Annotated in this window: 16 protein-coding genes; 11 read left to right on the top strand and 5 right to left on the bottom strand. The window is 71.0% G+C overall.

Annotated elements, in window-relative coordinates; genetic code table 11:
• Complete coding sequence (locus tag NFX31_RS09885; RefSeq protein ID WP_262955600.1) at positions 1-825, top strand: glutamate ABC transporter substrate-binding protein; 825 nt, start codon at positions 1-3, stop codon at positions 823-825.
• Between the two features lie 51 nt (positions 826-876).
• Here the strand turns inward: NFX31_RS09885 and NFX31_RS09880 are convergent, their stop codons facing one another.
• Positions 877-2,760: a bifunctional metallophosphatase/5'-nucleotidase gene (locus NFX31_RS09880; RefSeq protein WP_082072258.1), complete on the bottom strand. Its 1,884-nt coding sequence runs from the start codon at positions 2,758-2,760 to the stop codon at positions 877-879.
• A gap of 213 nt (positions 2,761-2,973) precedes the next feature.
• On the opposite strand from NFX31_RS09880, the gene NFX31_RS09875 reads away from it, so the two are divergent.
• The 3 genes from NFX31_RS09875 to NFX31_RS09865 all read left to right on the top strand — a co-directional run bounded on the left by NFX31_RS09875 (position 2,974) and on the right by NFX31_RS09865 (position 5,440).
• Complete coding sequence (locus tag NFX31_RS09875) at positions 2,974-4,443, top strand: SDR family oxidoreductase (RefSeq protein WP_262955599.1); 1,470 nt, start codon at positions 2,974-2,976, stop codon at positions 4,441-4,443.
• A 104-nt stretch (positions 4,444-4,547) separates the two neighbouring features.
• Complete coding sequence (locus NFX31_RS09870) at positions 4,548-5,012, top strand: DUF6098 family protein (RefSeq protein WP_091476871.1); 465 nt, start codon at positions 4,548-4,550, stop codon at positions 5,010-5,012.
• A gap of 14 nt (positions 5,013-5,026) precedes the next feature.
• Entirely contained in the window at positions 5,027-5,440 is a 414-nt protein-coding gene (locus NFX31_RS09865) for an SRPBCC family protein (protein ID WP_262955598.1), read from the top strand.
• Positions 5,441-5,483: 43 nt separating this feature from the next.
• Here NFX31_RS09865 and NFX31_RS09860 read toward each other — a convergent pair whose 3' ends face one another.
• Positions 5,484-6,443 (bottom strand): DNA topoisomerase IB, encoded by a 960-nt coding sequence (locus tag NFX31_RS09860; protein WP_262955597.1) that lies wholly within the window; start codon positions 6,441-6,443, stop codon positions 5,484-5,486.
• Between the two features lie 218 nt (positions 6,444-6,661).
• Here NFX31_RS09860 and NFX31_RS09855 point away from each other — a divergent pair, with 218 nt between their 5' ends.
• The gene (locus NFX31_RS09855; protein ID WP_091476860.1) at positions 6,662-7,072 is read left to right on the top strand and encodes a DUF4383 domain-containing protein; all 411 of its coding nucleotides are present in this window, start codon (positions 6,662-6,664) and stop codon (positions 7,070-7,072) included.
• Between the two features lie 7 nt (positions 7,073-7,079).
• A complete protein-coding gene (locus NFX31_RS09850) occupies positions 7,080-7,601 on the top strand; it encodes a hypothetical protein (RefSeq protein WP_262955596.1) in 522 nt (173 codons plus the stop codon).
• A gap of 67 nt (positions 7,602-7,668) precedes the next feature.
• Here NFX31_RS09850 and NFX31_RS09845 read toward each other — a convergent pair whose 3' ends face one another.
• From NFX31_RS09845 to NFX31_RS09835, 3 genes are all read right to left on the bottom strand, one after another.
• Positions 7,669-8,523 carry a peptidoglycan DD-metalloendopeptidase family protein gene (locus NFX31_RS09845; protein WP_248700421.1) on the bottom strand — a complete coding sequence of 285 codons (855 nt, stop codon included), beginning with the start codon at positions 8,521-8,523 and terminating at the stop codon, positions 7,669-7,671.
• A gap of 368 nt (positions 8,524-8,891) precedes the next feature.
• The gene (locus tag NFX31_RS09840; RefSeq protein WP_262955595.1) at positions 8,892-11,441 is read right to left on the bottom strand and encodes a phosphatidylglycerol lysyltransferase domain-containing protein; all 2,550 of its coding nucleotides are present in this window, start codon (positions 11,439-11,441) and stop codon (positions 8,892-8,894) included.
• 114 nt (positions 11,442-11,555) lie between these two features.
• Positions 11,556-12,029, bottom strand: coding sequence for an Lrp/AsnC family transcriptional regulator (locus NFX31_RS09835; protein ID WP_262955594.1), 474 nt, complete (start codon positions 12,027-12,029; stop codon positions 11,556-11,558).
• A 113-nt stretch (positions 12,030-12,142) separates the two neighbouring features.
• On the opposite strand from NFX31_RS09835, the gene NFX31_RS09830 reads away from it, so the two are divergent.
• From NFX31_RS09830 to NFX31_RS09810, 5 genes are all read left to right on the top strand, one after another.
• Positions 12,143-13,348: a trans-sulfuration enzyme family protein gene (locus NFX31_RS09830; protein ID WP_045250329.1), complete on the top strand. Its 1,206-nt coding sequence runs from the start codon at positions 12,143-12,145 to the stop codon at positions 13,346-13,348.
• An 87-nt stretch (positions 13,349-13,435) separates the two neighbouring features.
• On the top strand, positions 13,436-14,704 hold the full coding sequence (locus tag NFX31_RS09825; protein ID WP_045250363.1) for an MFS transporter: 1,269 nt from the start codon (positions 13,436-13,438) through the stop codon (positions 14,702-14,704).
• Between the two features lie 114 nt (positions 14,705-14,818).
• On the top strand, positions 14,819-15,406 hold the full coding sequence (locus tag NFX31_RS09820) for a helix-turn-helix domain-containing protein (RefSeq protein ID WP_262955593.1): 588 nt from the start codon (positions 14,819-14,821) through the stop codon (positions 15,404-15,406).
• On the top strand, positions 15,403-16,719 hold the full coding sequence (locus tag NFX31_RS09815) for an MFS transporter (RefSeq protein ID WP_262955592.1): 1,317 nt from the start codon (positions 15,403-15,405) through the stop codon (positions 16,717-16,719). The genes NFX31_RS09820 and NFX31_RS09815 overlap by 4 nt, the downstream gene beginning before the upstream one ends.
• 43 nt (positions 16,720-16,762) lie before the next feature.
• A complete protein-coding gene (locus NFX31_RS09810; protein WP_262955591.1) occupies positions 16,763-17,617 on the top strand; it encodes an SDR family NAD(P)-dependent oxidoreductase in 855 nt (284 codons plus the stop codon).
• The last annotated feature ends 3 nt before the right edge of the window (positions 17,618-17,620 follow it).

Genomic DNA, 17,620 nt, shown 5'->3' with positions numbered 1-17,620 from the left:
ATGCGCCGTCTCGCGCTCGTCGCGGCCGCCCTCGCCGCAGGAACCGTGCTCGTCGCCGGTTGCTCGGCCACGCCTCCGAGCAGCACCGGCGACAACACGGCGACCGGATCCGCGACCCTCACGATCGGGATCGCGGACGACCTCCCCGGCGTCAGCCTCAAGACGGAGGCCGGCTACGCGGGATTCGACGTGGACATCGCCAACTACGTCGCCGGGAAGCTCGGCGTGCCGACGAAGAACATCACCTGGCAGCGCATCGACCAGGACGAGCGGGTGAGCTCGCTGACCTCGGGCAAGGTCGACCTCGTCGTCTCGACGTTCTCGATCACCGCGGAGCGCGAGAAGGAGATCGCCTTCGTGGGCCCGTACTTCGAGGCCCATCAGGATCTCCTGATCCGCCGCAACGACGACACCATCACCGGGCCGGAGACCCTGGACGGCAAGAAGGTGTGTGCGGCGGCGGGCACCACGTCGATCGACTACCTCACCTCCCACTACGAGGGGAAGATCACCGTGGTGAAAGTGCCGTCGTGGTCGGAGTGCGTGCGCGATCTCGCAGCCGGCACCGTCGACGCGGTCTCGACGGACGACCTGATCCTCGCCGGCTTCGCCGCCGTCCCCGAATACAAGGGCGTGCTGCGGGTGATCGGCAAGGGCTTCACCGACGAGATGTACGGGATCGGGCTGAAAAAGGGCGACAACCGGGCCGACCAGGTGCGGGCGGCCCTCAAGGAGTACATCTCCTCGGGCGCATGGAAGAAGTCGCTCGACGCCAACATCGCCCCCTCCGGGTATGCGATCCCCGCGCCGCCGACCGTGAAGTAGCGAAATGACGACGCCCCTCCGCGAAGCGCGGAGGGGCGTCGTCGTGCCGGATCAGAAGACGGACACGCCGTTGCGGGTCAGCTTCCAGTTCACGACGTGGAAATCGGCCGGGTCGATCGTCCCGGCGGCCGACGCGTAGGCGACGATGGCCTCGCGGATGGCGACCTGGGCGTTGTAGACGACCGGCGCGGTGGCGATGTGCGGGAATCCGCCGCCGCCGGACTGGCGGTAGTTGTTGACCGCGACCACGAACTTCTGCGCGGGGTCGACCGGCGCGCCCTGCCACGACAGGTTCTGGATCCGCGAGCCCTGCGGCTGCGCGATGTCGACGTCGTAGGTCACGCCGGAGAACTGGTCGTAGTTGTAGTCCGGGGTGTTGAGCGCATTCGTCCAGCTCGCCGGATCCACCGGGGCGCCCGGCGCGACCTGCTGGAAGTACTTCGCCGAGTACTCCAGGTAGTCCTTGATCTGAGCGCCGGTCAGCACGGACGCCATGAGGGTGTTGTCGTAGATGTACAGCCCTGCCACGTCGCGGATCGTGACCTCGCCCGCAGGGAACGTCGCCTGGCGGTTGAAGGGGGCGGCGATGGAGACGACGGGCAGCGACGCCTCCGCCGTGCCGGCGATCGCCTTGGACACCGTGTCGACCTGCACCGCGTTGACGTAGTCGAGGATCGCGGTGTCCTTCCAGCAGGACTCCGCGGCGGAGAGCTCCTCGGTCGAGGTGGCCACCGGCTTGTTGACGTACGTCACGACCGCGTCGTGCTGCGCCTGGACGAGCGCGACCATGGCCGGATCGTCCTGCACGGTGTTCGTGTTGAGGTTCGTGGACTTGCGCGACACGACCGTCCACTTGCCCTTGACCTGCTGCAGCTCGATGTCGAACACGCTGAGGCGCTGCCCCCAGCACATCGGCTCGCTGAGCACCACCTGCTGGCCGGTCTGCGCGTTCGTCACGAAGCGCTGCGGGATGTCCTTGTGCGCGTGGCCGAACAGGATCGCGTCGATACCAGGCACTTGTTCGGCGAGGATTCCCGCGGCGTTCTCGTTCGGGAGATCCGTGCCGTAGGAAGACGTGCCGCTGTCGCCGGAGTGCACGCTCACGACGACGAGGTCGACGCCCTGGTCGCGGATGACCGGGACCCAGCGCTTGGCGGTCTCGACGATGTCCAGCACCTCGAGCGTGCCGCTCACGTGCGCCTTGTCCCAGATGACGATGCCGGGGTTGGTGAGGCCGAGCACGCCGACCTTGATCGGCTTGTAGCCCGGGATCTTCATCGTCTTGATCGTGTACGGCGTGTAGGCGGGCACGGTCGTGCCGGCGCGCACGGCGTTGGCCCCGAGCACGGGCGCATCCATCTGCGAGATCCAGGTGTCGAGGAAGTCGAGGCCGTAGTTGAACTCGTGGTTGCCGAGGGCGACGGCGTCGTAGCCGAGCGCGTTCATCTGCGCGGCCATCGGGTGGGTGGCGCCGGTCTGGGTGATCGGGTCGACCGTGGCGTAGTAGAAGCCCAGCGGCGTGCCCTGGATGGTGTCGCCCGCGTCGAAGAGGAGCGTGCGCTCGCGACCGCGGTCGGCGCGGATCTGGTTCACGACGCTCGAGACCCGGGAGAGGCCGACGACGTTGCCGGCCTTGTCGGTGTACGCCGCGTCCTTGTAGTAGTCCCAGTTCACGGCGTGCGAGTGGATGTCGGACGTGCCCATGATCGTGATGGTCACGGACTTGCCGACGCCGCCGGCCGCGGCCGACGCCTTCTCCGGGGTGGCGACCCAGCCCGCGGCGGCGAGGGCGCTCGCCGCGGTGACGCCCGTGAGGAATCCTCGTCGATTCAGTCCGGAGCGGTGCTCCTGTGCGGCCTCGTCGGGAACCGCGCACGAGCACCAGCGGGGTTCGGGAGCGGCGGCGTGGCGGTGCAGATGTGTTTCATCGGTCATGAAGACCGATGCAACCACGCCGAGGGGATGCGGACAACAACGTGCGAGTGAACACTCGGGCATCGCGCGCATGAGCGGACCGGATCCGTCTGGGTGCGCGATCGAGCGGATCCGGCCGCCCATCCGGGGGATCCGGTTCTCCGGAGCGAGGTGCGCCATGTCGAGTCGATTTTGGCTAACCTGGTTAGACAAACGCTTAGGGGAGCTGATCGAATGACGAGAGTCGTCGTCACGGGCGCGACCGGGTACATCGGCGGACGCCTGGTTCCGCAGCTGCTCGATGCGGGCTACGAGGTGACCTGTCTGGTGCGCTCCGCGTGGAAGCTCACCGACGTCCCCTGGCGGGACCGTGTGCGCGTCGTCACGGCGGACCTCTCCACGGGGGACGGGGTCCGCGCCGCGATGGAGGGCGCGGAGATCGCCTATTACCTCGTGCACTCGATGAGCGCGGGCGGCCGGTTCGAACAGGCAGAGCGCAGGCAGGCCGAGACCTTCGCGGCGGCCGCCGCCGAAGCCGGAGTCCGGCGCCTCGTCTATCTCGGCGGACTGCATCCCGCCGAGGGACGCCTCTCGTCGCACCTCGCGTCGCGCGCTGCGGTGGGCCGCATCCTCCTCGACTCGCCGGTTCCGGCGATCGTCTTCCAGGCGGGGATCGTGATCGGATCCGGGTCCGCCTCGTTCGAGATGATCCGCCACCTCACCGAGGTGCTGCCGTACATGCCCGCGCCGCGCTGGGTGCGCAACCGGGTGCAGCCGATCGCCGTGCGCGATGTGCTGCGCTATCTCGTGCAGGCGGCGGGTCTTCCCGATGTCCTCAATCGCACCTTCGACATCGGCGGCCCCGACGTGCTGCGCTACGGGCAGATGATGAACGGCTACGCCGTCGAGGCGGGGCTCCGCCAGCGGCCGATCGCGGCGCTGCCCGTGCTGACGCCCTGGCTCGCGTCGCAGTGGGTGAACCTCGTCACGCCCGTGCCGCGGGCGCTCGCCGTGCCGATCATCGCGTCGTTGCAGAACGACTGCGTGGCGCACGAGCACGACATCGATCGCTACATCCCGCCGCCCGAGGGAGGGCTGCTTCCGTACCGGGTGGCGGTGCGACTCGCCCTGCGCCGCGAGCGCGCCGGCGAGGTGGAGACGAGCTGGCAGAACGCGACCGTCGCAGGCGCGCCGAGCGACCCGCTGCCGAGCGATCCGGAATGGGCGGGGCAGGTCGTATTCACCGATGAGCGCGAGCGGCACAGTGCGGCATCGCCCGCAGCGGTATGGCGGGTCATCGAATCGATCGGAGGGGAGAGCGGATGGCATTCCGCGCCGCTCGCCTGGGCCGCGCGCGGCTGGATCGATCGTCTCTCCGGCGGCGTGGGGATGACGCGCGGGCGTCGGCACCCCTCCCGCCTGAACACCGGTGACGTGGTCGACGTCTGGCGGGTGGAGTCGATCGCACGAGGACGGTCCCTGCGACTGCGTGCGGAGATGCGGATGCCGGGGCGCGGATGGCTCGAGCTGAGCGTGCGCCCGGACGGCGACGGCAGCCTGTATCGCCAGCGCGCGGTGTTCTTCCCCAAGGGTCTCGCCGGGCGCATCTACTGGGCGATGCTGCTGCCGTTCCACGGCATCATCTTCAGCGGCATGGTCGCGAGCATCCTCCGCGAGGCCGAGCGCGATCCGCACCGCGACTGAGGGACGCGGGAGGACCGCGGCGGCGTTTGTCAATCCCGGTGACGGCGGCGCGCACAGGCGTCAGGCTGGGGCCCGGTACCGCACCCGACGCAGAGGAGACCCCGATGGCGATCGCCGAGACCGTGGGCAGGGCACAGGATGACGGACTTCCGGTGTACGGAGCGCTGCGCGAGGTCGTGCATCTCGCCGAGACCGTGGAGCCGCTCTACGTGCGATACAGCGAGGACCCGCGCGCCGACGTCGGCGGCCGCAGCATGGACGGAGAGAGCGGCCTGACGCTCCCCGGACTGTCGGCGAGCCCGCTCACGCCCGAGCAGTGGTGGACGCGCCCGGTCGAGCAGTGGGTCTCCCGGCAGCTGGTGAAGTACCGGCATCTCGAGCGCGAAGGGGAGGGGCGCGTGGCCTGGATCCTCACCGGCGACGAGGTCGGGAGAGGGCCGGACGCGGAGCCCCTGCTGGCGGACGCGATCCCCGTCGCCGTGCTCGCTCCGCGCGTGCTCGAGGAGGCGGAGACGGTGTACTCGGCCTCGTTCGAGCGGGGCCAGATGGTGGCGGACGCGCGACGATAGCCGATACGAGCGCGATGCGGAACCCCGGCGGCGGTGCGGTACGCCACGTCGAGCAGCTCGATGACGTCCGCACGCGCTGGGACACGGAGATCGGCGGAGTGAAGCGGACCTTCGAGGCGACGATCACCGAGCAGATCCCGGATTCCCTGATCCGCTGGGAGAGCTCGGGCGAGAAGGTGCATTCCGGCCAGGTGGCGTTCACCAGCGGACCCGTCGGAACGCGCGTCGACCTCACGCTGACCTGGGAGCCCGAGGGCTTCCTGGAGCGGGTCGGGTCCACGCTCGCGCTCGACGAGCACGCGGCGGAACGGGACCTGCACCGGTTCAAGTTCATCGAGAACCGGGGGACGGCGACCGGCGTGTGGCGCGGCACCGTGAACGGCGAGACGACACCGCCCGAGGGCGAGTCCTACAACGACCTCGCGTGAGACCGCCGCCCGACGCATCCGCGCCCCGTCGGCCGCGGATGCGTCAGGGCAGCAGCTCGATCAGCTGCTGCTCGACGCTGTGGCCGTTCGGATGCACGATCAGCCCCTGCGCGTAGCGCTCGAACAGCCGAGGGTCGATGTAGCTTCCGCGCGCCACAGCCGGCGTGTTCCCGAGCGCGAGCGCCGTCTCCTCGACGGCGAGGCGCACGGCGCGTCGTCCGGCGGCCGCGGTCTCGGCGGCACCCGAGCGCGCGAGGCTGCGCGCGGCGATGACCGTTGCATGGATCGTGCGGAAGTCCTTGGCGGTGAAGTCGCCGCTGGTGCGGGCGCGGACGTCCTCGTTGATGTCCGCCGGACGCACTGGATGCCAGGGGCCGTCCTCCCGCCATGCCAGCAGCCGGGTCCGCGAACCGCGTCGGCGGAGCTGACCCAGAACCGCGGCGAGGTCGGGATCCTCGAGCTCCGTCTGCCACGGGACGCTGCTCTTGCCGCGGAAGCTCAACCGCACCGTCTCTCCGTCGACGGCGACATGGCGTGCGCGCAGCGTGCACAGCCCGACGCTGCCGTGTCGCTCGGCGTACTCCTCGGAGCCGACCCGGAGCAGCGCCACGTCGAGCATCCGGAAGCCGGCGGCGAGGACGGTCGCGCGTGACGTCCCGCCGGCGCGCAGGTCGCGGGTGACCGAGCGGCGTGCCGCCGGCAGCGCCCGCGCGAGGTCCAGGGCGCGGTCGAACTTCGCCTCCGCAGCCCGACGCGCCCATTCCGGGTGATACCGGTACTGCGTGCGCCCTGCGGCGTCGACGCCGGTGGTCTGGAGGTGGCCGTCCGGGTGCGGGCAGATCCACACGTCCTCCCACGCCGGCGGGATCGCGAGCGCCCTGATCCGCTCGAGCGTGCGCGCGTCGTCGAGGTGCCGGCCTCGGGCGTCCCGGTACTCGAACCCCCGTCCGCGCCGGATCCGGCGTATGCCCGGCTCCTGCCCGTCCACGATGCGCAGCGCCATCCTGCCCCCTCCGATCGCCCCGGCGGCATCGCCCCGGTCCGCGGCTGATCCTGGCGTGCGACGGGCGACGCCGCAAGGGGCTTGCCTCGGCCGGATCGTCCCTGCGGCACCTCTCCCGAAGGAGGGGCGAAAGTCCTGTCGGATGCGTGCAATCCGATTCCTCGGGGCCTCCGAAGAAGAGGTGAGCGGCATCCCGCCGCCCGAATCGAGGAGGAGCAATGCGTTCGTCACCGAACCGTCTGATCGCCGTCATCTTCGGCGCCGTCTACATCGTCGTCGGAGCACTCGGCTTCGCCGTCACCGGAGGAGTCTCCTTCCTGGCGACCCAGGGAGGGATGCTGCTCGGGATCTTCATGGTCAACCCTCTGCACAACGTCGCGCATCTGCTGATCGGCGCGGCGCTGCTCGTGGCGGGACTCGTGTCGACGCCCGCCGCGAAGGGCACCAACACCGTCGTGGGAGCCGCGTATCTGCTGCTCGGCATCATCGGGTTCTTCCTGGTGGGCACGGCGGCGAACATCCTCGCGCTGAACACCTTCGACCACTTCCTGCACCTGGCGAGCGCTCTGCTGCTGCTCGCGGTCGGGCTGGGCGTGGAGCGCAGCGTGCCGCGCGGGGCGACGGCCTGAGGTCGTCATGCTGCGCACCTGGCCCGCTCTGCTCGCGTGGGGAGCGGGCCTGATCCACCTCGCGATCGGGGCATCGATCGTCGCGCCATCGGGTGACGTGACGAGGGCGCTGTGCGCGCCGATGCTGCTGATCGGCTCTGTCGAGCTCGGCTGGGGCATCGCCGTGCTGCGGGCGGGGCGGATCATCGGCGGGCGGGGAGCGGCGGCCGGCGCGATCGCGGCGGTGCTGCTCGGTGCGGTGTCGCTCGGGGGCGGCGCACCGGTCGGCGCCGTCGCGATCTCGTCGGCGCTCGTCGTCGTGGGGGGATCCATGGCGGCGCGCGCCGCGCGGAAGGGGGAGGGCTCGGCCGGTACGGGGGAGGAACCGGCCAGGGCGCTGCGCGTGCGGGCGACGGGGATGGCCTTGGGAGTCTTCCTCGTCGCCGCGGTGGCGACGCCCGCCCTCGCACTGACCGACGCGGTCGGTCACGGATCAGGACACGACCACGGCGGGGACCTGGTCGTCGTCGATCCGCACAGCGGTCACTGATCGGCAGGAGGGCCGGATACGACGAAGCCCCCGTCTCGGCGGGGGCTTCGTCCTGTCCGAGGTCGGATCAGAAGACGTTGGACTGGAGCCAGGCGAGCGGGTCGATCGCGCTGTCGTTGATGTGCACCTCGAAGTGCAGGCAGGAGCCGACCGTCCAGCCGGTGTTGCCGACGCGGCCGAGGAACTGGCCGGCCGTGACGCACTCGCCGACCTGCACCGCGCGCGTCCCGTAGTCCATGTGCGCGTACAGGGTGGAGACGGCGTTCTGGCCGCTCAGTGCGGCGTGCGAGAGCTCGACCGAGACGCCGTAGCCCTGGTAGCTCTCCTGGGAGAGCGTGACGCAGCCGTCGGCCGCGGCGTAGATGGGGGTGCCGATGGGGGCCGCGAAGTCCTGGCCCATGTGACTGCGTCCGGTGCGCGGGGCGCCGAATCCGTCGGTCAGCGTGTAGGAGCCGGCGGCCATCGGGTAGATGACCTGGCCGGGCTGCGCGATAGACGCGACACCGGTGCGCGCGGCCGCAGCGGTGGCGGCCTGCTTCGCGCTGAGCTCGGTGGGCGTGGTGGCCGTGAACGTGCCGTGCACCTGCACGTCGGGCAGCACGCCGTTGGCAGCGGTGAACGACTGCGCGCGGATGTCGGCCGAGGCGTTGTTCGCGGCCTGGGCGTCGCTGGCGCGGACCATGCCGATGGCGGGGAGCGCGGTGCCGACGACGAGTGCGGAGATCGCCAGCGCAGCGCCCGTGCTGCGGCTGAGACGCTTGACGTTGCGACGCGGGCGACGGCCTGCGGGGACGGCGTGCGGAGGAAGCTGGGCCGGGGCCGCGGATCGGGCGGCCGGCTCGGAGGCCTGCGGTGGCGCGGGGATGCGCGCCTGGGGCGCGGTCGGGTCTGCCGCGCGGGTGCCGGCGAACGTGCCGCGCACCTCGGAGGCGGGGGTGCTGCGGGTCTCGGCGGCCGGTGCCGCGGGGGCCGAGGCGGCGGGCGTCGTCGAAGCGGCGGATGCCTGGGCCGCGGCCTGCTCGCGCAGCTCACGACGGGAGCGGGGCGCGGCGGTACCGGGGGTCGCAGAGGGGGATCCTGCGGAACGGGCAGAGGGGAGCTCGGTCTCGGGGGCTCGCGAACTGATGATGTGCTCCTCGGGCAGCGGAGGGGGTGTGACTTTCTCCGCCTTCGGGGGGAACGGAGGGTGTTACAACTCCGTAATAATACGGATGGTTCCTGAGAGTTCCATACATTGGCCGTGAAACGGGCGCGTCGGCGTGGCGTCGGCGTGGCCTCGACGGACGAGGTTCAGCGCTCTCCGGCGCGGTTGGTGATGGTCTGCATGAGCGCCAGATACTCCTGCGGAGTCGCCTCCGGCAGGTACGCGCTGCCGATCGCCATCCCGATGCGGGGGAGCTGCGCCGGATCCGCATACGCCATGTAGATCGTCTCGTAGCGCGGGTTGAACTTGCTCTTGAAGCGGAACAGCGACGTGAACCCGTAGGCCGGCTCGAGGATCTCGCCCAGCCAGGCGAGCAGCCGGTCCATGACGGTCGGCTCGGTGACCTCCTGGCCCGGCTTGGTCGCCAGCGGCGCCCCGGACAGGCTCAGCACCTGTGCGCCCTGCTCCTTCATGTGAAGCGCTGCGGACGCGATCACGTACTCCATGATCCCGGGCATCGATCCGTCGCTGCGCCGCATGAAGTCGATCGTCCAGCCGGTGACCCGGCCGTCGGTCCAGCTCGGCAGCCAGCTCGTGGTCGCCTCGATCCCGCCGTCCTTGTTGATCGCGAGGAAGATCCCGACATCGGAGTCCTTGAGCTCCTCCATGCCGCCGAGGGTGAAGCCCATCTCCGGGAGCTTCTTGTGGGCGACCCATTCCTCGCTGACCGCGGTGATCTCGCGCGAGTAGCGGGAGGGGAGCTCGTTCCACGTCGACCAGAGGGTGGTGATGCCCTCGCGCTCGCCGCGGTTGAGCGGCTGCCGCACCTTCTGCCACGCCTTTCCGGTGAGCTCGAAGCCGGGGAGGTCGATGACGGTCTCCTCGCCGACGGACATGTACTGCCACCCGAACGACTGGAAGATCGGCAGATAGCGCTCGTGGAAGCTGTAGAAGCAGGCCGACCAGCCCTGTGCCTCGCAGTGGGCGATGAAGCCCTCGATCGTCTCGCGCTCCGCACCGGGCGCGCAGACGGGATCCGACATCGTGAGCGCGACCTTGTTGACGACCCGGTAGGCGATCGCGCCCTGGCCGTCGGGCGTGAACCAGTGGGTGTTGCCGGCCCACGTGCCCATGAAGCCCAGAGTGCCGCCGCCGCCGCGGCGCAGCAGCTCGCGGAACTGCGCCTCCTCCATGACGTGGCTGCCGACCTGGGTGGCGCGGAACAGCCGGATCGCGGCGACGATGAAGACGATCCAGAACGGCACGCCCACCCACTGGTAGACGAACAGCGCGGCGCCGTCGACCGGGATGCCCGGGTCGGCGATGGCGGGCAGCAGCCCTGCGGAGACGAACGGGCGCACGAGGTCTGCGAGGAGCTCGCCCACGGAGGGCTGGCCGTCGAGGTAGTTGTCGCCGTCGATGAGGCCCATGACCAGGTAGATCCCCGCGCAGACCAGGAACGCGCCGACCACGGTGATCGTGAAGCGTCGCACGGCCGCGCGGGGCGCCGTCACCTGGAAGCGCGCGCGGGTGATCAGCAGCAGCGCGATGACCCCGATCGGCACGAGCACCGCGAGGACCATGGCGATGCCGTCCTCGATCAGGAGCTTGCCGCGCGTCTTGTCGTCGAGCAGCTCGTTGATCCCGACGGCCGTGGCCGTGAGCAGCGCGATGGCCGCGTTCACGACGAGGGCGAGGATCCACGCGGCGCGGCGTCCGGTGCGCAGCCCCCAGGCCGCCAGCAGGGTCAGCAGGAGCGGCACGAGGCTGATCAGGAACGGGCCGGGACCGGACTGCAGGAGCGCGGCCGCCTGCCGGGAGCAGTCCGCGGTGAAGTCCTGCGTGCACGACGTGTCCATCGGCTGCGCGTCGACGGGCGAGAACCCGGAGACCACGAGGCCCAGCGGCGCGTACCAGGACCCCGAGACGAGCACGATGAACGGACCGAGGCCGGTCGCCGCCACGATCGCCGCGACGAGGGTGCGCACCTCCCGATAGGAGCTTCGGTGCCACGAGGGCCGTGCGGTGCCGTGCGCGAGCATCACCCCCAGCACGGCGCCCACGACGCCGGACAGCAGCCGGAAGACGCTGTCGCTGTCGGCGGCGTACAGCGCGAACATCACGAGGAGGGTGAAGCCGACGACACGGATGCGCCGCTGCCACAGCGCCGGCGCGAAGGCGGACGCGGCCATGAGCAGGCCGACGGTGCCGATCGTCGGATCCGCGACGAGGTCGAAGCTCGCGAGCATGCCCCAGGAGGATCCCCAGGAGAGCAGCAGCGCCTGCGCGCCCAGGCCCACGAGGATGCCGAGGATCCCCGTGAGGAAGAACACCCAGACCGCCCGGACGGTGCCGAGCCTGCGCTCGGCGTACGCGCCGGCGGTGAGGATCAGCGCGAGGGCGAGCACTCCGCCGATCACGGAATCGCCGAACAGCAGCGCCGTGAACGGGGTCCACCAGAGCCCCAGCTCGAACGTGGTGCCCTCGCCGGCCGCGAACTCCTCGGGGAACCGTCCCAGGAACGTGCCCGTGACGAAACCGGTCGCGATCACGACGACGGCGAGCATCGCGGCGAAAGGGTTGCGCCGAAGGTAGGTGGCGACCGCGCGGAGCCATCGCGGCGTCGGACGTGCCGGAGACGTCGAAGACGTCGGCGGCGGCACGGCGCCCGTCGGCGCGCTGTCGGAGGCGGTCATGCGGTGGCCCTCTCTGCGATGATCGTCCGGCCCGGGAGCGAGGTCGTGCCCGGGTCCTCTCTCAGAGTGCCGAACAGCCGAGAGGTTGTACAGCAGCCATGCCCGCCGCGCCCGTCAGAGCGCCGCGACCGCGGTGCCGTCGCGGCGCTCGAAGACGAGCTGCGTCTCCGTGGCGCGCACCACGTCGTGCACGGTGATGCGTTCGAGGACGATGTCGCGCAGGGCCGCGGCGTCGGCGACGGCGACGTGCACGAGGAAGTCGTCGGCACCGGCGATGTGGAAGACCTGCAGCACGCCCTCGGTGGCGGCGAGGGCGTCGAACAGCGCCTCCACGCCGGACTTGCTGTGATTGCCGAGGCGCACCCGGATCACCGCCTGCACCGGGCGGCCGAGGGCCGCGGGGTCCAGGAGCAGCCGCATGCCGAGGATCACGCCGCGCGTCCGTAGAGAGCGCAGCCGGAACGCGCACGTGGACGCCGGGATGCCGAGCGCCGCGGCGAGCTCCTTGATCGGCGCATCGGGGTGCGCCGAGAGGTGGGCGAGGATGCGCAGGTCGAGCGCGTCGACGGTCTGCTGTCCCGAGGTCAAGATCCGCCCCTCCACGTGGCCAGGGATTGTTCGTGACGCAAGCGTCTCATGCTTCATCGACGATTGCAGCAAGCGATCTGGCAGTATCCTGCGCGCGGAGGGATCCTGAACCCATGATCGACGACGATTCCCTGCGAGAGACCCCGTTGCGCCCCGAGACCGTTGCCGTGCACGCCGGCCGTGCCGACCTCGCCGCCCTCGGCGTGCACGCCGCCCCGATCGACCTCTCCTCGACCAACCCCCTGCCCGACATCCTGCACGGCGGCGACTCCTACGAGTCGATGGCGAACGGAGGGCATCCGCTGCCCGACGGCGGCAACGTCTACGCGCGCCTGTGGAACCCCACCGTCGCGCGCTTCGAGGAGGCGCTCGCCGAGCTCGAGCACGCCGAGTCCTCGGTGGCCTTCTCCAGCGGCATGGCGGCGATGACCGCCGCGATCCTGTCGCACACGACGGCCGTGGGCAAGCACCGCATCGTCGCCGTGCGTCCCCTCTACGGCGGCACCGACCACCTGCTCGACTCGGGGCTGCTCGGCGCGGACACCACGTTCTGCGCGGAGGACGAGGTGAGCGCCCATCTGCGGGAGGACACCGGTCTGGTCGTCGTCGAGACCCCGGGCAACCCGACGCTCGATCTCGTCGACATCGCGGCGGTCGTCGCCCAGGCGGGCGATGTGCCGGTGCTCGTGGACAACACGTTCGCCACGCCGCTGCTGCAGAACCCGCTGGATCTGGGCGCGGCGATGTCGCTGCACAGCGCCACGAAGTACATCGGAGGGCACGGGGACGTGATCGCGGGCGTCATCGCGTGCTCGGAGCCGACCGCTCAGGCGCTGCGGCGCGTGCGGGCGATCACCGGAGCACTGCTGCACCCGCTCGGCGCCTACCTGCTGCACCGGGGCCTGGCGACGCTGCCGGTGCGGATGGAGCGCCAGCAGCGCTCCGCCGAGCACGTGGCCGCCTGGCTCGCCGAGCATCCCGCCGTCGCTGAGGTCTTCTATCCCGGGATCGGGGACGATCGAGGTCTAGTCCCGCGCCAGATGCGCGGCGGCGGAGCCATGATCGCGGCGCGGCTCCGCGACGGCTACGCGGCCGCGGAGGCTCTCACCGGCTCGGTGCGCCTGTTCACCCACGCCGTCTCCCTTGGCGGCGTCGACTCGCTCGTGCAGCACCCGGCGGCGCTGACGCATCGCCCCGTGGCCGCCGAGGCGCGCCCGGGGGCGGACATCGTGCGCCTGTCGATCGGGCTGGAGGACCCGGAGGATCTCGTCCGGGATCTGGCTCAGGCGCTGGCTCGGGTCGCGGCCGTCGTGCGCTGACCTGCGCGCCGGCCGGATCCGCCCCGCGCGGGTCCGGCCGGTGGCCGGAGTGTCCGTGGCCTCCGGCAGACTTGTGCGGTGACCGGTATGAGAGCGTTCTGGACGGCCCTGCCCACCGAAGGGCGATGGCTGCTGTCGACCGTGGCGATCCAGACGCTGGGCCGAGGGCTGACGCTGCCCTTCACCATCATCTACCTGCACGAGGTGCGCGGGTTCGACCTGGGCGTCTCCGGTGCGCTCATGAGCATCATCGCCGTGACCGGCCTGCTGGTGACGGGGCCCGGCGGCACCCTCATCGACCGGTACGGGGCGCGCCGGGTGCTCCTGGTCGGGCTCGCCGCGATGATCGCCGGCTGCGCGCTGCTGGCGTTCGCGACGACGCCGGCGGCGGCCGCGATCGCGCTGGTGCTGATGGGGGTCAACTTCGGCGTCTCCTGGCCGGGGTTCAACGCGGTGATCGCCTCGATCGTCGAGGGCGAGCTCCGGCAGCAGTACTTCGGCGTGAACTTCGCCCTGATCAATCTCGGGATCGGCGTCGGCGGCATCATCGGCGGCTTCTTCATCGACGTGCACCGGCCGGAGACCTTCACGGCGATCTTCCTCATCGACGCGGTGAGCTCGCTCATCCCGATGGCGCTGCTGCTCGGTCCACTGCGGCACGTCCGCACCCATGCGGATCCGGCGGAGGTCCACACGGAGCCGGCCGAGGGGTATCGGCAGATCCTGCGGCGGCCGGCCGTGCTCTGGCTGACGCTGCTGACGTTCCTCGCGGTCTTCATCGGCTACGGGCAGATGGAGGGCGGATTCCCCGCGTTCGCCCGCCAGGTGTCCGGCGTCTCCACGCAGGTGATCGGCTTCTCCTTCGCGGTGAACACGGCCGTCATCGTGCTGCTGCAGTTCGCGGTGCTGAAGCTGATCCGCGGACACCGGCGCACCAGGGTCATGCAGATCATGACGCTCACCTGGGGGCTGTCCTGGGTGGTGCTGGGTCTCACCGGGCTGCTGCCGAAGTCGCTGGCGGCCGCCATCGGGGTGCTGCTGTTCATGGGCGTCTTCGCGTTCGGCGAGACGATGCTGCAGCCCACGGTGCCCGCGATCTACAACGACCTCGCCTCGGATCGCAGCCGAGGGCGCTACAACGCCATCAATTCGGCGGCGTTCCAGGGCGGCGCCATCGCCGGCCCGATCGCGGCGGGCCTGCTGCTCGGTGAAGGCCGTCAGGCGTGGTTCATCGTGTCGATGGTCGCGGGATCCCTGCTCATCTGCGTGCTGGCGTTCGCGCTCGAGCGTCGCGTGCCGCCCTCTGCCAACGGCATCGAGGCGGAGGAGAGCGTGGTCGAGGCCGAGAAGCACTGAGGCGTCGGCGGCGGCAGCGGAGCACCCAGGGGAAGATCATCGGGGAAATGCCGATGTGCACATTTCTTGTGCATAAGTCTTGTGCACAGAAAGTGTGCATGTGATCATGAGGGCATGGACACCCCGCAGAAGCCCGTCGGAATGCGTCTCGACGAACGCGCCGTGCGCGTGCTGGCCCACCCGCTGCGCTCCCGGATCCTCGGCGCGCTGCGCCTGCACGGACCGGCGACGGCGACCCAGCTCGCCGCCGCGCTGAGCACCAACACCGGCGCCACCAGCTATCACCTGCGCGCGCTCGAGGACGTCGGGCTCGTCGCCGACACCGGCGAGGGGGCGGGCAAACGGCGGATCTGGCGGGCGAGCACCGACTACCACTCCTGGAGCAACTCCGACTTCGCGGACGACGAGGATGCGCAGACCGCGCTCGGCTGGCTGCGCCGCGACTACGTGCGCCAGTACGCGCACCGCACCGAGGAGTGGCTCGATGCGGAGGCGACCTGGCCCGCCGAGTGGGTCGACCAGCTCGGCTTCGGCGACACGCTCGTCACCGTCACCGCGGGGCAGCTCGCCGAGTTCCAGGCGGAGCTCGAGGCGCTCACCGAGAAGTACCGCCGCGCGGGGGAGGGCGACCCCGCCGCGCGGCGGGTCCAGATCGTGGTGCAGAGCACGCCCGTCGACTTCGACCCGCCGGTGCAGCCGTGACCGCGTCGATCGCGGCAGGCTCCGTGGCGCGGCAGGCGATCGCCGTGGCCCAGCGGCGGCTTCTGCTGCTCACCGCCCTGCGCTGGCTGCCCGTCGGAGTGACGCTCGGGCTCACGGTGCTCGTGCCGCTCGAGCGCGGCATGTCGATCGCCGCGATCGGATCCATCCTCGCCATCCAGGGCTTCGTCGCGCTCGCCCTGGAGCTGCCGACGGGCGCGCTCGCCGACACGCTCGGCCGGAGGCCTGTGCTCGCCGCATCCGGCGTGCTGGCGATCACTGCCAGCACGCTGTTCCTCCTCGCAGACTCGTACGCGCTGTTCGCCGTCTCCCTGCTGCTGCAGGGGGTGTTCCGCGTGCTCGACTCGGGAGCGCTCGAGGCGTGGTTCGTCGATGCGGTGCACGAGCACGAGCCCCGGGCCGAGGTGGCGGCGCCGTTGGCGCGCGCAGGGACGGCGCTCGGCGTCGCGATCGCGGGCGGTGCGCTGCTCGGCGGCCTGCTGGTGGCCTGGCGTCCGCTCCCCGGGGTGTCCGCCCTGATCCTTCCGATGCTGGTCGCGATCGGGCTCTACGCGCTCTACACGCTCCTCGTGCTCATCCTGGTGCGGGATGCGCGGGAGCACGACGCACCCCCGATCCGCCCGCTGACCGCGATGGCCGATGCCGCGCGCCTGACCCCGCGGACGATCGTCGACGGCCTGCGCCGTGCGGCGCGGTCGCGGGTGCTCCTGGGACTCGTGCTCGTCGAGGTCTTCTGGTCCGTGGCGATGATCGGCTTCGAGACGCTCACCCCGCTGCAGCTGGAGGGCATCCTCGGCGGCGAGGACGCGGCCGCGGCGGTGTTCGGTCCGGCCTCGGCGGCCGCCTGGGGCCTGTTCGCGGTGGGATCGCTGCTCGCGAGCCGGCTGAGCGGCGTGATCGGTGTCGCCTGGACCGCGATCCTCAGCAGGATCCTGAACGGCGTCTTCGTCGTGCTCATGGGGCTCGCGTCGGGCGTCGTCGGCCTGCTGATCGGCTACGGCCTCACCTATCTCGCGCACGGCGGCGCCGGACCCATGCACGCCGCGCTGCTGCACCGCGAGGCCGACCGGTCCACGAGGGCGACGATCCTCTCTCTCAACTCGATGGTCTCGGGCGGCGCCTACAGCATCGGGCTGCTGGTGCTGACGGCGTTCGCCGGAGCGACCTCGGCCGCCATGGCGACCGTGGTGGCGGGAGCCTTCAGCGTGCTCGGCGCCCTCTGCTATCTCCCTGCGCTGCGCAAGGAACGCGCTGCCGGCGCGGTCGACGAGGCGAGCGCGACGAGCCTGGCCTGATTCGTCCAGCGCGGGCGGACGGCGCGCTGTTACGGTGAGCCGTATGAGCGAAAACGGCCGGATCGGCGAAGTGGTGCTGGTGACGGGGACGTCGTCCGGGATGGGCATGCACGCCGCCGTGGAGCTGGCGAGATCGGGCGCGCAGGTGATCGCCACGATGCGCGACACCGCGCGCTCCGCGCGCCTCCAGGAGACGGCGGACGCCGCGGGCGTGACGCTGGAGGTGCACGCCCTCGACGTCACGGATCATGCGGCGGCCGCACGCGTGGTGGACGAGGTCACCGCCGCCCACGGGCGCATCGACGTACTCGTCAACAACGCCGGTCAGGGTGGCGTCGGCACGGCCGAGCAGCTGTCGATGGAGCAGATCCGAGCCCAGCTCGAGGTGAACTACCTCGCGCCCGTGCACCTCGCCAAGCTCGTCCTCCCCGGGATGCGCGAGCGGGGGCACGGCACGATCCTCACCGTCACCAGCGTCGGCGGCGTGGTCGGTCAGCCCTTCGCCGATGCGTACTGCGGCGCGAAGTTCGCGGTCGAGGGCTTCATGCAGTCCCTCGCCGCCGTCGCGGAGCCGTTCGGCGTGCACGTGCGGGTCATCGAGCCCGCGGCCGTCGCGAGCGACTTCGTGCAGAACGCGGTCCGCCCGACCGACGCCGGAGCCTACGAGGATCAGCTGCGCGCCTACATCGCCCGCTCGACGGGGGCGTTCGCGAACGCGCAGTCGGCGGCAGACGCCGGGGCGGCGATCGCGGCCGCTGCGCTCTCCGGCGAGGCGCGGTTCCGCTGGCAGAGCTCCGAGGCGGCGACGGCATTCGTCGGCGTATCGCTCGCTGACCTCGACGGATCCCGCGTGCGTGCGTTCACCGCACCGTGGATCGCGACGGACCGCCCGGCCTGACGG

The sequence above is a fragment of the Microbacterium azadirachtae genome, assembly GCF_025583665.1.
Lineage (GTDB): Bacteria > Actinomycetota > Actinomycetes > Actinomycetales > Microbacteriaceae > Microbacterium > Microbacterium azadirachtae.
The sequence above is the reverse complement of the archived record's forward strand: the minus strand, read 5'-3'. Positions and strand labels throughout refer to the sequence as shown.

What these genes read in the sequence shown, in the direction of transcription:
- NFX31_RS09810 (WP_262955591.1), top strand. Translation starts at nt 16,763, where the DNA reads ATGAGCGAAAACGGCCGGATCGGCGAAGTGGTGCTGGTGACGGGGACG.
- NFX31_RS09860 (WP_262955597.1), bottom strand. Translation starts at nt 6,443, where the DNA reads ATGGCGCTGCGCATCGTGGACGGGCAGGAGCCGGGCATACGCCGGATC.
- NFX31_RS09880 (WP_082072258.1), bottom strand. Translation starts at nt 2,760, where the DNA reads ATGACCGATGAAACACATCTGCACCGCCACGCCGCCGCTCCCGAACCC.
- NFX31_RS09855 (WP_091476860.1), top strand. Translation starts at nt 6,662, where the DNA reads ATGCGTTCGTCACCGAACCGTCTGATCGCCGTCATCTTCGGCGCCGTC.
- NFX31_RS09885 (WP_262955600.1), top strand. Translation starts at nt 1, where the DNA reads ATGCGCCGTCTCGCGCTCGTCGCGGCCGCCCTCGCCGCAGGAACCGTG.
- NFX31_RS09870 (WP_091476871.1), top strand. Translation starts at nt 4,548, where the DNA reads ATGGCGATCGCCGAGACCGTGGGCAGGGCACAGGATGACGGACTTCCG.
- NFX31_RS09830 (WP_045250329.1), top strand. Translation starts at nt 12,143, where the DNA reads ATGATCGACGACGATTCCCTGCGAGAGACCCCGTTGCGCCCCGAGACC.
- NFX31_RS09850 (WP_262955596.1), top strand. Translation starts at nt 7,080, where the DNA reads ATGCTGCGCACCTGGCCCGCTCTGCTCGCGTGGGGAGCGGGCCTGATC.
- NFX31_RS09875 (WP_262955599.1), top strand. Translation starts at nt 2,974, where the DNA reads ATGACGAGAGTCGTCGTCACGGGCGCGACCGGGTACATCGGCGGACGC.
- NFX31_RS09825 (WP_045250363.1), top strand. Translation starts at nt 13,436, where the DNA reads ATGAGAGCGTTCTGGACGGCCCTGCCCACCGAAGGGCGATGGCTGCTG.
- NFX31_RS09840 (WP_262955595.1), bottom strand. Translation starts at nt 11,441, where the DNA reads ATGACCGCCTCCGACAGCGCGCCGACGGGCGCCGTGCCGCCGCCGACG.
- NFX31_RS09865 (WP_262955598.1), top strand. Translation starts at nt 5,027, where the DNA reads ATGCGGAACCCCGGCGGCGGTGCGGTACGCCACGTCGAGCAGCTCGAT.
- NFX31_RS09820 (WP_262955593.1), top strand. Translation starts at nt 14,819, where the DNA reads ATGGACACCCCGCAGAAGCCCGTCGGAATGCGTCTCGACGAACGCGCC.